At 72.6% G+C, this 13,317-nt stretch carries 12 protein-coding genes and 1 pseudogene; 4 read left to right on the forward strand and 9 right to left on the reverse strand.

From position 1 onward, the window contains the following. The 9 genes from AB0D46_RS37350 to AB0D46_RS37390 form a co-directional block, all read right to left on the reverse strand. The coding region (locus AB0D46_RS37350) for an S-adenosylmethionine synthetase N-terminal domain-containing protein (RefSeq protein ID WP_157855346.1) at positions 1-107 on the reverse strand (107 nt) is incomplete at its 3' end. Beyond that, the gene (acpS, locus tag AB0D46_RS37355) at positions 104-958 is read right to left on the reverse strand and encodes a holo-ACP synthase (RefSeq protein WP_362884402.1); all 855 of its coding nucleotides are present in this window, start codon (positions 956-958) and stop codon (positions 104-106) included. The genes AB0D46_RS37350 and acpS, both read right to left, overlap by 4 nt. A 1-nt stretch (position 959) precedes the next feature. Beyond that, positions 960-1,856: a hypothetical protein gene (locus tag AB0D46_RS37360; RefSeq protein ID WP_362884404.1), complete on the reverse strand. Its 897-nt coding sequence runs from the start codon at positions 1,854-1,856 to the stop codon at positions 960-962. A gap of 32 nt (positions 1,857-1,888) precedes the next feature. After that, complete coding sequence (locus AB0D46_RS37365; RefSeq protein ID WP_281209391.1) at positions 1,889-2,782, reverse strand: diiron oxygenase; 894 nt, start codon at positions 2,780-2,782, stop codon at positions 1,889-1,891. Positions 2,783-2,837: 55 nt separating this feature from the next. Beyond that, positions 2,838-3,884 carry a class I SAM-dependent methyltransferase gene (locus AB0D46_RS37370; protein ID WP_362884405.1) on the reverse strand — a complete coding sequence of 349 codons (1,047 nt, stop codon included), beginning with the start codon at positions 3,882-3,884 and terminating at the stop codon, positions 2,838-2,840. Then, positions 3,881-4,720 (reverse strand): SAM-dependent methyltransferase, encoded by an 840-nt coding sequence (locus tag AB0D46_RS37375; RefSeq protein ID WP_362884407.1) that lies wholly within the window; start codon positions 4,718-4,720, stop codon positions 3,881-3,883. Before AB0D46_RS37375 ends, AB0D46_RS37370 begins: the two co-directional genes overlap by 4 nt. A gap of 70 nt (positions 4,721-4,790) precedes the next feature. Continuing rightward, positions 4,791-5,306 (reverse strand): MaoC family dehydratase, encoded by a 516-nt coding sequence (locus AB0D46_RS37380; protein ID WP_362884409.1) that lies wholly within the window; start codon positions 5,304-5,306, stop codon positions 4,791-4,793. A gap of 99 nt (positions 5,307-5,405) precedes the next feature. Continuing rightward, positions 5,406-6,593, reverse strand: a complete 1,188-nt coding sequence (locus tag AB0D46_RS37385; protein ID WP_362884411.1) for an aminotransferase class I/II-fold pyridoxal phosphate-dependent enzyme — start codon at positions 6,591-6,593, stop codon at positions 5,406-5,408. A gap of 240 nt (positions 6,594-6,833) precedes the next feature. Next, positions 6,834-8,282 (reverse strand): MFS transporter, encoded by a 1,449-nt coding sequence (locus AB0D46_RS37390; RefSeq protein WP_362884413.1) that lies wholly within the window; start codon positions 8,280-8,282, stop codon positions 6,834-6,836. Positions 8,283-8,691: 409 nt separating this feature from the next. Between AB0D46_RS37390 and argC the strand changes: the two genes are divergently transcribed. From argC to AB0D46_RS37410, 4 genes and pseudogenes are all read left to right on the forward strand, one after another. Continuing rightward, on the forward strand, positions 8,692-9,726 hold the full coding sequence (argC, locus tag AB0D46_RS37395) for an N-acetyl-gamma-glutamyl-phosphate reductase (RefSeq protein ID WP_362884414.1): 1,035 nt from the start codon (positions 8,692-8,694) through the stop codon (positions 9,724-9,726). Next, a complete protein-coding gene (gene argJ / locus AB0D46_RS37400; protein ID WP_362884416.1) occupies positions 9,723-10,874 on the forward strand; it encodes a bifunctional glutamate N-acetyltransferase/amino-acid acetyltransferase ArgJ in 1,152 nt (383 codons plus the stop codon). The genes argC and argJ overlap by 4 nt, the downstream gene beginning before the upstream one ends. 17 nt (positions 10,875-10,891) lie before the next feature. Beyond that, a pseudogene (gene argB, locus AB0D46_RS37405) lies at positions 10,892-11,791 on the forward strand (acetylglutamate kinase); the annotation flags it as partial. 254 nt (positions 11,792-12,045) lie between these two features. Further along, entirely contained in the window at positions 12,046-13,218 is a 1,173-nt protein-coding gene (locus AB0D46_RS37410; RefSeq protein ID WP_362884418.1) for an acetylornithine transaminase, read from the forward strand. Positions 13,219-13,317: the final 99 nt, after the last annotated feature.

Here is a 13,317-nt window from a genome sequence, read left to right on the forward strand (position 1 = left end):
GGGTCCTCCCTCAGCAGCGCGTCGAGAATCGTGTCGCTGATCTGATCAGCGATCTTGTCGGGGTGACCCTCGGTCACGGACTCCGAGGTGAACAGCCGGCGGCTCATGCCTGGGCCACCTGGACGGAGAAGAAGTTGGCCCGGATGGCGTCGAGGGTGCGGATCTCGTCGACCTCCAGGGTCTCCAGCTGGATGGCGCGGCCGCTGTGCTGCTCCAGCAGGAAGACGAACTCGACGAAGGACAGCGAGTCGATCAGCCGGTGCTCGATGAGGTCCAGGTCGGAAGCGATGTCGTCGAGGTCCTCGTGGCGGGCGAGGAGCCAGTTCTTCATGAACAGCAGACCTTCGGACATGGTGTCTCTCCTTGAAGTGCGGTGCACGGTTTCGGTGTCGGCCGCGGGAGCGGCCCGGAGTGCGGTCGCGTCGCCGGCCGCGGTCCCGTCCGGGGCCCGGGACGGGCCGAGCGGGTCGGGCGGGACGAGCGAAGCGGGTGAGGCGGGCGAGGCGGGCGGTTCGGGGTGTCCCGGCGGACCGGCTGCCGGGACGGGGGTGGCGATGGCCACCGCGTAGTCCACGTCGTGGCTGATGGAGACGTGGATGCCGGCGACGCCCGATGCCTCGGCCATCGTGGCCGCCGCCCCGTGGAGTTCCACGAGCGGCCAGCCGCCCTCGGAGCGCCGTACGACGATGTCCAGCCAGGGCAGGAACGCCGCGGTCCGCACGCGCAGTGCCTTGAAGGCGGCCTCCTTGGCGGCGATGCGCCCGCACAGGCCCAGGACGTCGAGCCTGATGGAGGTGCGGCAGTCGGCGAGTTCGCCGGGGGTGAGCATGCGCTGGAAGAAGTCCTCGCCGTAGACGGCGAGCAGCCGGCGGACACGGGTGACGGACACGATGTCCATGCCGAGGTTCGCCCAGCCCAGGCCGCCCGCCGGCGGGGCGGCGACGGGTCGGGTCGGCACGTCAGATCGCCGGCCCGGCCGCGTTCGCGCGCAGGACCGCGGCGGTCGCCGCTTCCCAGCTGCCGTGCCGGCGGGTGAGCGCGGACAGCCAGCGCTCCAGGCCGAAGGCGACGCAGCTGGTGAAGGCCGGACCGGCGCCGGAGGCGAGGGGTATGTCGCAGCGGTCGCCGAAGAAGTTGCGGTGGGTGTTGACCGAGGCGATGGCGAGGTCCTCGTACAGGAACTCGTGCTTGACCGGGGTCAGGCGCTGGAGCACCGCCTTGGAGCTGCCCTTGTCGAAGAACGGGTCGCAGGCGGCTTCCCGGCGCAGCGGCAGGTCCAGGGCCCGGGCGAAGGCGTTGATCCGGCCGGTGAAGGAGGCCAGGTGCGCCTCCGCGTGCTCGCGGGAGCCGATGGCGACGATCTCCCGCATGCGGAAGCCGAGTTGTCGGCGCAGGCCTTCGTAGTGGGTTTCCTTGCGGAAGCACCAGCCGACCACGGTGACGAGTTCGTCGTCGGCGGCCGGTCGGCCCTGGTGGTCGATGTACACGGCATAGCAGGACGCGGACGGCAGGCCGAGTGCGGCCGGTTCGAGGGCGTCGCAGGGGAAGCAGCCGGAGTCCGTACAGAACTCGGTGGACTCCCGGACGTCCAGGTTCAGGGGCGCCGCGACGACGGCCTGGTGGGGGAAGTTGTCGTAGTAGTCGAGCCGGGCCAGGTCGGCGGCCGGGAGCAGCGGGGGCATCGTCATGGATCGGGCCCCGGCTCCGACGCCCCAGCCCTCGAAGGTGTCGTCGAGGAGCCGCAGCAGGGCGGTTCCCTCGGGGCCGAGCGACGGCAGGCCCTGCGTGTCCGTGGCGCTCACGGTGTCCGTGACGCTCGCGGTGGTCGTGACGCTCGCGGTGGTCGTGACGGTCATGGGGGTCACCTCTCGGGCGGCGGTCGGCCCTCTCAGACGACGGGCAGTACGTCGTCCGTGAAGATCCCGGTCTTCAGGAAGAAGCCGAGGGGCTTGCGGATGGTCTTGCGTTCGAAGGGGCGGCGGCGCTCGTCGGCGACCAGCGCGTTGCGCAGGCCGATCGGATCGGCGATGCCGGCGTCGCGGTAGACGTGGGGGTTGTAGAGCGAGTTGACGCTGTAGACCACGTACCGCTTGAGGTAGGCCTCGACCTCGGCGACCCGGGCGGCGGGGACGGCTTCGCGCATCCGGGTGAAGAGCAGGGAGACGAGTTCGCGGCCGAAGGCGATGTGTCGGGACTCGTCCTGGTGGTGGATGCGGTTGACCTCGCGGATGGTGTGACAGAGCGAAGTGTCGCGGGCCATGCGGGTGTTGTAGTGGTCGACGAGCTCCTCGAAGAAGAGGATGCGGGCGAAGACGAGGAAGTTCTCCACCTCCGGCTCCCAGGCGGAGTCGGCGCGCAGGGCCGTGGAGCCGTAGATCTTGTCGCCGTACCGGCGGCAGAACTCGGCGAAGAACCACATGTGTTCGTTCTCCTCACCGATGAAGTGGTGGAAGAAGTCGGAGGGCACCTCGAAGCCGGGCATGTGGATCCGCCCGACGACCTCGATGAGCAGTTCGCGGATGCCGTGCACGTTGAGGCTGTAGAAGTTGATGCTCTCCCACTTGGACAGCCGCTGGAGGGTCTGCTCGTCGAACTCGTCGTAGAACGGCGTGCCGTACACCGTGAGGAGCTCGGGGGTCATCCACATCCGACCCTCTTCGAGCTTCTCGGGCCAGTCGAACTGCTGGTACGGGTTGTAGTACTCCTCGATGGAACGGGAGCTGAGCCGGTCCAGGACTTCCAGGAAGCGGTCGGTGACCGGCAGGGGGGCGCTGACGCCCATGGTGTCTCCTCGGTGTGGTGGTGGGGGCGTCGCGCCGCCCGTCGGGGGCTCGGGCCTACGGCCGGACTTCGTAGACGGCGTTGACGGGGGTTTCCGTCGCGCGGCGCCAGCGGGTGAAGCCGGCCTCTTCGGCGATGGCGCGGAAGGCCTGCTCGCCGGAGTGGTTGCCGAGTGCGTGGGGGCCGCGCTGGGCGACGGCCACGGGCAGGCACATGACGGCGGACAGCGCCATGAACATGCGGGCGGCGGGGGTCTGGGTGTCGATGTCGGCGGGCGACACGTTGGACTCGACGAGCATCCAGGTGCCGTCGGCGTCCAGGGACTTGTGGACGTACTGGGCGGCGGAGACGGGGTCGCCCATGTCGTGCAGGGCGTTGAAGAAGGTGACGAGGTCGTAGCCGGTGCCCGGGTAGTCGTCGGCGGAGGCGACCTCGAAGACGACCCGGTCGGAGAGTCCGGCTTCCTCGGCGAGCTGCCGGGCGAGGGAGATGGCTTCCTCGGAGTAGTCGAAGCCGTGCACGGTCGCCCGCGGGAAGGCCTTGGCGATCAGCAGGGTGGTGTGGCCGACGCCGCAGCCGACGTCGGCCACGGTGCCGCCGGCGGCGAGCTTGCCGGTGACGCCTTCGAGGGCGGGCAGCCAGTCGGGGACCAGGCGGTGCTCGTAGGTGGGCTGGAAGAAGCTGCCCATGCCGGTGTCGAGGGCCGGGTCGTGCTCGGCCCAGCCGACGCCGTCGCCGGAGCGGTACGCGTCGACGAGGAGGTCCTCGGTGCCGTAGAGGGCCTTGAGGGCGGTGAAGAACCCGGCGGCGTAGGTGACGGCGTTCGGATCGGCGAGCACGGGGGCGTGGTCGGCGGGCAGGGTGTACGTGTCGTCGCCGGTGTGGCGTGCGACGTACCCGGCGCTCAGCTGGGCGTGCAGCCACTCCTCGGCGTAGCGCGCGTCGATGCCGGTGCGTTCGGCGAGGGCGGCCGGGGTCAGCGGGCCGGCCTCGGCGAGGGCGCGGTACAGGCCGAGGCGTTCGCCGAGGGCGACGGTGAGGCCGCGCACGGCCGCGCCGGCGTCGCTGATCACGCGCTGGTGGAAGTCCTGGGTGCCGGTCATGCCGCTCTCACCTCGGGGGTCGGGAGGTCGCAGGTGAACAGGAAGGAACGCGGGACGCGCGGGACGGCGCGCGCCGGGACGGGGTAGGGCCATCGGCCGAAGTCGGCTCCGGGCTCGCCGGGTTGGCGGACCTCCCGTACGGCCCAGCCGCATTCGGCAAGGAGCTGCTCGGGGGTCTCCGTGCCGAACAGCCACGGGTTCCCGTCCTCCTTCAGGGAGTTCAGGAACGGCCGGGACAGCGGGTTGTTCAGGGCGGACGCGCTGATGACGTCGCCGAGGAGGACCGACCCGGGGGCGGAGTGTCCGGCGAGCGTGGAGATCAGGTTGCGGACGGCGTCCTCGGGGAGGAAGAAGAGCAACCCCTCGACGATCCACAGCACCGGTTCGTCGGCGCGCCATCCCGCCGCGGCGAGGGGGCCGGTCCAGTCCTGGGTGAGGTCGACGGGGACGGTGACGCGGGTGCGGCCGGCCGGGTCGGGTTCGCCGGCCAGCATGTCGGCCTTGGCGTCGAGGAGCGCGGGGCGGTCGAGTTCGTAGACGGTGATCCCGTCGGGCCACGGCAGCCGGTAGAAGCGGGTGTCCATGCCGGCGGCGAGGAACACGACCTGGCGGATGCCGTGTTCCTCGACGGCGCGGACGATGGCCCGGTCCAGGTAGGTGGTGCGGATCGCGAGGAACGGCACGGTGCCGGCCCCCGCGTAACGCTCCAGCAGTTCGAAGCCGATGGTGTCGGCGACGGTGCGCGCGTACGGATCGGCGAACAGCCGGTCCTCGCGGTCGGTCTCCAGGGCCCGCGCTGCGGCGGTCCACTGGGCGGTGCGGGATACGGCCTCCACGGGAGGTCTCCCTTCACTTCGGCGGACAGGGTGGGGGCGGTGACGGGCTCGGACGTCCGTACCGGCCGGGTCAGGCCACGGAGCGCACGCAGGCGACCGGGTCCTCCGCCGCGCAGGACGAGGCGGGGTGGTCGGCGTCGGACTCGGCGGGCCGCCGCCGGAAGATGCTGTGGAGGATCATGCTGAACACGACCCTGCCCTCGTGGTCCACGAGCGTGCACCTGGGCTGGACGACGCCGGTGGTCGGGTTGAACGGCGAGGGTCGGGAGCCGAGGATCTCGACGCGGGCGGTGAGTACGTCCCCGGGGCGCACGGGCCTGAGGTAACGGATCTCGTCGACGCCGGGCGAGCCGGTACAGGCGCTGTAGGCGAGCAGCCCGTCGACGTAGCGGCGCATGAACATCGAGGCGCTGTGCCAGCCGCTGGCGATGAGGCCGCCGAACGCGCTCTGGGCGGCGAGGCCCGGGTCCGTGTGGAAGGGCTGCGGGTCGAAGCGCTTCCCGAAGTCCAGTACCTCGTCCGCGGTGACGGTGATGGTGCCCAGCTCGTGGACGTCACCGGTCCGGAAGTCCTCGAAGTAGCGCATCACGCGCCCCCCTTGACGTAGAGGAGTGTTTCTCTGGCGTGAACCAATCTACGAATCAGCCTTTTATTTTGTCAACCCAAAAGAAGACCGGATCGGCTGTTATTGCGGGAGGGTACGCCGCAGGGCCTGCTCGACGTCCTGCCACAGGTCCTCGGGGTCCTCGATGCCCACCGACATCCGCACCAGGCCGGGGCCGATGCCGGCCGCCGCCAACGCCCCCGCGTCCAGCTCGCGGTGGGAGGTGCTCGCGGGGTGCGTCACCAGCGTCTCGACGCCGCCCAGGGACAGCGCGAGCCGCGCCACCCGGACGCCCTCGACGAAGGCACGGCCGGCCTCCCTGCCGCCCTCCAGCTCGAACGAGAGCAACCCGCCGCCGCCGGACAGCACGGCCCGGGCGGTGGCGTACGAGGGACTGGTTCCCAGCCACGGCCAGTGGACGGCGCGCACGGCGGGGTGGGCGGCGAGCCGCTCGGCGAGCAGGCCCGCGTTCGCGCAGTGCTCGCGCATCCGCAACGGCAGCGTGGCGATGCCCCGCAGCGTCAGCCAGGCCGCGAAAGGGTCGGCGCAGGCGCCGAGTTCGACCGTGCGCGGCCATACCTCGCGGCGCAGGGCGTCGTCGGCGAAGACGGCCGCGCCCCCGAGGACGTCGGAGTGCCCGGCCAGGTACTTGGTGGTGGAGTGGAGCACGATGTCGGCGCCGAGCTCGATCGGGCGGCACAGGACGGGCGAGGCGAGGGAGTTGTCGACGGCGCTGGTCACCCCGCGCCGCCGGGCCGCGGCCAGCAGGCCCGGCAGGTCGGGCACCCGGCCGGTCGGATTGGCGATGGTCTCCAGCAGGAGCAGCCGGGTGCGCGGGCCGGCGAGCGCCTCGAACTCCTGCGGTCCGTCGCCGTCGATGTGGACGACCTCGACGCCGAACCGCTCCGCGAGGTCGTTCAGCGCCGCGTACGTCCCCCCGTACAGGCAGCGCTGCGCGATGACCTGGTCGCCGGGGCGCAGCAGCGCGAGCAGGACGCCGCTGATGGCGCCCATGCCGGAGGCGAAGGCGATGGCCGAGGCGCCGCCCTCCAGGTCGGCGAGGGTGTGCTCCAGGGCCCGTACGGTCGGGTTGCCGCGGCGGCCGTAGACGTACGCGCCGTCGGGGCCGGCCATGGCCCGCGCCAGTTCGTCGGCGGAGTCGAAGGCGAAGGCGGAGGACTGGACTAGCGGCACGGACAGCGGCCGGCTCGCGGCGCCGACGGCGGGCTCGTTCACGACGTGCACGGCGCGGGTGCGGATGTCCCTCATGGGGCGGTCTCCTTCGGTCGGAACTCGGGTGCGAGTGCGGGGGCGGCGGGCCTCCCGCACCGGCTAGGGGTGCGGGTCTCCCGTACCGGGGGCGACCTTCGGGTCCCGGTACGAGAAGCCGGCACGGGAAGCCGGCACGGGAAGCCCGCACGGGAAGCCGGTACGGGAAAAGGGGCCGCCCGACGTCCGGGAAGGACGTCGGGCGGCCCCTTCGGGTGCGTGCGGGATGGGTCCCGGACGTCACACCGTCGCGGCCTCGCCGCGCGCGGCGGGGGCGTCGGTGTCGGAGGACGCGGGCGCCGCGGGGGTCTTGTCGCCCTTCATCAGCAGGAGCGTGACCACCGCACCGGCGGCGGCGATGCCGGCGGCGCCGAGGAACGCGGCGCTGAACCCGTCGGTGAGGGCGGGCAGGTTGCCCAGTTCACCGGCGCCCTGGGTGGTGGCGAGCGCGGTGAGTGCGGCCAGACCCAGGGCCGAGCCCACGTTGTAGGTGGTGTTGACGATGCCCGAGGCCAGGCCGGCCTGCTCCTGCGGAGCGCCGGACATCGCGGCGATCATCGCCGGGATGTAGGCGAGGGCCATGCCGAGCGCGGCGACGAGCGAGGCGGGCAGGACGTCGACCAGGAAGGAGCCGGTCGGCTCGACGGCGGACAGCCAGACCAGGCCGGCGGCGAGGAGCAGCAGGCCGCCCGCGATCAGCGGCTTGGCCCCGAACCGGCCCATGAGGCGGGAGGTGATCGCCGTCATGAAGATCATCAACAGGATGGTCATGGGGAGCAGGGCCGCGCCGGAGGCGAAGGCGCCGTAGTCGAGGACCTGCTGGAGGTAGAGGTTGAGGAAGTACCACATCGGGATCCAGGCGGCGCCGAGCAGCGTCATCGCGAGGTTGGCCGAGCCCAGGCGCGGGATCCGCCACACGCCGAGCGGCATGAGCGGTTCGCGGACGGTCCGCTGGATCACGAAGAACAGCGCCAGCAGGGCGGCGGCGGCGACGAGCTCCAGCACGGTGGCGGTGGCGCCCCAGCCGATCTCGGGGGCCCGGACGACGGCGAAGACGGCGAGCGCGAGTCCGGCGGTGACGGCGACGGCACCGAGGACGTCCACGGAACCGCGGCGGGCCTGGACGGCGGGCAGCAGCTTGGTGGCGGCGAGGGTCGCGAGGCCGATCGGGACGTAGATGATGAACACCCACGGCCAGCTCATCCACTCGGTGAACACGCCGCCGAGGAACACGCCCGCCGTTCCGCCGGCGGGTGCGGCGGCGCCGTAGAGGGCCATCGCCTTGCCGAGCTCCTTGGGGTTCTGCCCGAAGAGGATCATCAGCAGGGTCATGGCGGACGGTGCGATCAGCGCGCCGCCGACGCCCTGCACGGCGCGGCCGGCGATCTCGACCGCCGCGTTCTGCGCGGCGGCGGCGAGCACCGATCCGATGACCATCGTGACCCAGCCGGCGGCGAAGATCCTGCGGGCCCCGAACAGGTCGGAGAGCCGGCCGCCCAGCAGGAGCAACCCGCCGAAGACGATGACGTAGGCGTTGAAGACCCACTGCAACTCGCCCTGCGAGAAGCCGAGGTCCTTCTGCATCTCGGGGAGTGCGACTCCGATGATCGAGGTGTCCATGATCACCATGAACTGTGCGGTGGCAAGCACGCCAAGTGCCCACCAGCGCCGGGGATTGACGGTTGACATTGCCCAGACCCTCCTCTGCCCTATACCCCTAGGGGGTACCTTCGCGGAGCAACGTAGCATACCCATGGGGGGTATGTAAGAGAGTGCGGGCGGCGTTCGAGCCAAGGTCCCGGGGGCGTGGATCCGGGCGTTCCGCCGGGGAGTTCGAACCCTCAGGAGTCCGGCATTTACGGCAATCGAAGCGGCGACCGCCGCCTCCGGAGTCGTGAAGTTAGGTTAGGCTTAGCTAAAATTCACTCGCCGGGTGAGCGCCGGTGTGTCGACGGCCACGAAGGGCGCGCATCGTGGTGGCGCCGGGCCTTCGTGCGGCTCACCGGACGGCAGGGCGGCCCGCACGCATGACAGCCCATCAAGCATCCCCGCCGGGTCAGCGCCCGGCACCGAGCAGGCACGAAGAGGGACGACGAACATGACGGTACGGGTCGCGGTGGCCGGGGCCAGCGGGTACGCCGGAGGAGAGATCCTGCGGCTGCTCGTGACGCACCCCGGCGTCGAGATCGGCGCGCTGGCCGCGCACAGCAGCGCGGGACGCAGGCTCGGGGCGGTGCAGCCGCACCTCCCCACCCTCGCGGACCGGGTGCTGGCGGAGACCTCGGCGCAGTCCCTGCAGGGACACGACGTGGTGTTCCTGGCCCTGCCGCACGGCGAATCGGCGGCGCTCGCCGCGCAGTTGGAGCCGGGCGTGCTGATCGTGGACTGCGGCGCCGACTTCCGACTGGAGGACGCCGCCGAATGGCGCCGCTTCTACGGTTCGGAACACGCCGGGACCTGGCCGTACGGGCTCCCCGAGCTCCCGGGGGCGCGGGACGCGCTCAAGGGCGCGCACCGGATCGCCGTACCGGGCTGCTTCCCGACCGCGGTGACCCTGGCGATGTACCCCGCGTTCGCCGCCGGCCTGATCGAGCCGGAGGCCGTCATCGTCGCCGCGAGCGGCGCCTCGGGCGCGGGCCGCACCGCGAAGGCGCACCTCCTCGGCTCCGAACTGATGGGCTCGATGAGCCCGTACGGCGTCGGCGGCGGCCACCGGCACACCCCCGAGCTGACGCAGAACCTGTCCCGACTGGCGGGCGGGCGCGTGAGCGTCTCGTTCACCCCGACGCTCGCGCCGATGCCGCGCGGCATCCTCGCCACCTGCTCGGCGCGGCTGCGCACCGGCGCCACCGCCGGGACCCGGGAGGCGCGGACCGCGTACGAGGACGCGTACGCGGGCGAACCCTTCGTCCGGCTGCTGCCGGCCGGACAGTGGCCGCGCACGGGCGCCGTGCTCGGCTCCAACAGCGCGCAGGTGCAGGTGGTGGTGGACGAGGACGCCGGCCGCCTGATCGCCGTGAGCGCCATCGACAACCTCACGAAGGGCACCGCGGGTGGCGCGGTGCAGAGCATGAATGTCGCCCTCGGCCTGCCGGAGACGCAGGGCCTGCCGACGAATGGAGTCGCTCCGTGACCGTGACCGCCGCACAGGGATTCGACGCGAGCGGCGTGGCCGCCGGGATCAAGGAATCCGGTGCTCCCGACCTCGCCCTGGTGGTGAACCGCGGCCCGTCGCGCGCGGCCGCCGGCGTGTTCACCTCCAACCGCGTCCAGGCGGCTCCCGTCCGCTGGTCGCGGGAGGTCCTGGCCGACGGCCGGATATCGGCCGTCGTACTGAACTCCGGCGGCGCCAACGCCTGTACGGGACCCGCCGGCGCCGAGGACACCCGGGTGACGGCCGAGCTGACGGCCCGCGCCCTGGGCGTGGACGCGCGGGAGGTCGCGGTGTGCTCGACCGGGCTGATCGGCGTCCGACTGCCCATGGACCGGATCACCGAGGGGATCGGCGCCGCCGCCGCGGGACTGACGCCCGAGGGCGGCGAGGACGCGGCCGTCGCCATCAAGACGACGGACTCCGTCCACAAGACGGCGGTGGCGCACGGACCGGGCTGGACCGTGGGCGGCATGGCCAAGGGCGCGGGCATGCTCGCGCCCGGCCTGGCCACCATGCTCGTCGTCCTCACCACGGACGCCGACGTCACGGCGGAGGCGCTCGACTCCGCCCTGCGGGACGCCGTGCGCACCACCTTCGACCGGGTCGACTCCGACGGCTGCATGTCCACGAACGACACCGTGCTGCTGCTGACCTCGGGCGCCTCCGAAGTGGCGCCGAACCGGGCCGACTTCACCGCCGCCGTGCACACCGTCTGCCTGGACCTGGCGCGGCAGCTGGTCGCGGACGCGGAGGGCGCCTCGAAGGAGATCGAGGTGGCCGTCGTCGGCGCCGCCTCCGAGACGGACGCGGTGACCGTGGCCCGCTCCGTCGCCCGCAACAACCTGCTCAAGTGCGCCCTGCACGGCGAGGACCCCAACTGGGGCCGGGTCCTGTCGGCCATCGGCACGACGGACGCGGCCTTCGACCCGGACCGCCTGGACGTGGCGATCAACGGCGTGTGGGTGTGCCGGGACGGCGCGGCCGGCGAGCCCCGCGACAAGGTCGACATGTCCGCCCGCGAGATCGTGATCACGATCGACCTGCGCGCCGGCGACACCGCCGCGACCGTGTGGACCAACGACCTGACCGCCGAGTACGTCCACGAGAACAGCGCGTACAGCTCATGAGCGGAACGGGCACACCGATGAAGCCACGCGTCCCGGCCGCCCCGCGCCCGGAACCGATCACCGCCCCCGCGGATGCGGACCTGCACGATCCGGCCCTCCTGGAGCGGCTCCGCGGCCGGACCGTCGTCATCAAGTTCGGCGGCAACGCCATGGTGGACGAGGAACTCAAGGCGACGTTCGCCGAGGACGTCGTGCGGTTGCGGCGCGCCGGCCTGTTCCCGGTCGTCGTGCACGGCGGCGGCCCGCAGATCAGCCGCATGCTGGACCGGCTCGACCTGGAAGTCCGCTTCGAGGCCGGCCTGCGGGTGACGACCCCGGACGTCATGGACGTGGTACGGATGGTCCTGACGGGCCGGGTCCAGCGGGAACTGGTCGGGCTGATCAACGCCCACGGGCCCCTCGCGGTCGGCATGTCGGGCGAGGACGCGCACACCATGACCGCCGTACGGCGGGCCGCCTGGGTCGACGGCGAACCCGTCGACATCGGGCTGGTCGGCGACATCGTCGACGTGGACGCGGACACCATCCGGGCACTGCTGGACCGGGGCCGCATCCCGGTCGTCTCCCCCGTGGCCCGCGGCGCGGACGGGCAGGTCTACAACATCAACGCGGACCTCGCGGCCTCGGCGTTGGCCGTCGCCCTCGACGCGGAGAAGCTGCTGATGCTGACCGACGTGGAGGGGGTCTACGCGAACTGGCCGCACAGCACGGACGTGATCGAGCGCCTGACGGCGGAGGGCGCGGCGAAGCTGATGCCGGAGCTGTCCAGCGGGATGCTCCCCAAGATGGAGGGCTGCCTGCGCGCCGTCCGGGCGGGCGTGCGCGCGGCGCACGTGCTGGACGGCCGGGTGCCGCACGCCGTGCTGCGGGGCGTCGCGCCCGCCGAGGTCCACGGCACCACCGTGGTCCCGGACCCGGAGCGGACCGACCCGCAGGAGACGGACCGGCGGGAGACGGACCCGGAGGGGACCGACCCGCAGGAGACGGACCGGCGGGAGACGGACCCGGAGGACACGGACCCGCAGGACACCGACCCGCAGGAGGCGGACGCGCAGGAGGCGGACCGGCGGCGGAGCGACCCGCGCCGTACGGGCCCGGGGCAGCCGCACCGGGACCAGCAGTTCCCGCGGCAGGCGCACCCCGCGCGGACGGACCTGAAGGCGAGCACCGCGTGACCCTCGGCAACGACCTGACCGGCCGCTGGCGCGCGGTGATGATGGACAACTACGGCACGCCGCCGCTGGCCCTGGTCCGCGGCGAGGGCAGCACCGTGTGGGACGAGGACGGGCGGGCCTACGCCGACTTCACCGGCGGGATCGCCGTGAACACCCTGGGCCACGCCCACCCCGCCGTGGTGTCGGCCGTCACCCACCAGTTGTCGACGCTGGGTCACGTCTCCAACCTCTTCGTCTCCGAGCCCGGGGTCGCCCTAGCGGAACGCCTGGTGGGGCTGCTGGGCCGGCCCGGACGGGTCTTCTTCGCCAACTCCGGTACGGAGGCCGTCGAAGCCGCGTTCAAGATCGCCCGGCGCACCGGGCGGAGCGGGCTCGTCGCCGCCGACGGCGGTTTCCACGGCCGCACCATGGGCGCGCTCGCCCTCACCGGGCAGCCCGGCAAGCGCGAGCCCTTCCTCCCGCTGCCCGCCGGGGTGTCCCACGTACCGTACGGCGACGTGGAGGCGCTGCGGGCCGCGGTCACCGAGGAAACGGCGGCGGTGTTCCTGGAGCCGGTGCAGGGCGAGGCCGGCGTCATCGTGGCGCCCGAGGGCTACCTGCGGGCGGCGCGCGAGATCACCCGGGCGACCGGGACGCTGCTCGTGCTGGACGAGGTCCAGACCGGGATCGGCCGCACCGGCCACTGGTTCGCCCACCAGGCGCTGGAAGGCGTCGAGCCCGACGTGGTGGTCCTGGCCAAGGGGCTCGGCGGTGGCCTGCCGATCGGCGCGACGATCGCCTTCGGCCCGGCGGCCGACCTGTTGACGCCGGGTCAGCACGGTTCGACCTTCGGCGGCAGCCCCGCGTCCTGCGCGGCCGGGCTCGCGGTCCTGGACACGATCGAGTCCGAGGGCCTGCTCGCGCACGTGACGCGCCAGGGCGAGCGACTCCGGCGCGGCGTCCGGACGCCGGGACATCCGCTGGTCGCCGAAGTACGGGGCGCCGGACTGCTGGTGGGCATCGGACTGACCGAACCGGTCGCCGCTCGCGTGCAACGGGCGGCGCAGGACGCGGGGTTCCTCGTCAATGCCGCCGGAGCCGCGACCGTACGCCTCGCTCCGGCCCTGAGCGTCCCCGAGGCCCAGGTGGACGCCCTGCTGGCGGCCCTCCCGGGGATCCTCGACGCCTGAGACGGACCACGCCCCGAAATGCAAGGGTGGCCGGCGCCCGCGAGGGCGCCGGCCCCCCGGCGGGGGGGGGGTTGGCGGGGCCGCCCGCGGGTGTCCCCC

The sequence above is a fragment of the Streptomyces sp. NPDC048383 genome, from assembly GCF_040651775.1.
GTDB lineage: Bacteria > Actinomycetota > Actinomycetes > Streptomycetales > Streptomycetaceae > Streptomyces.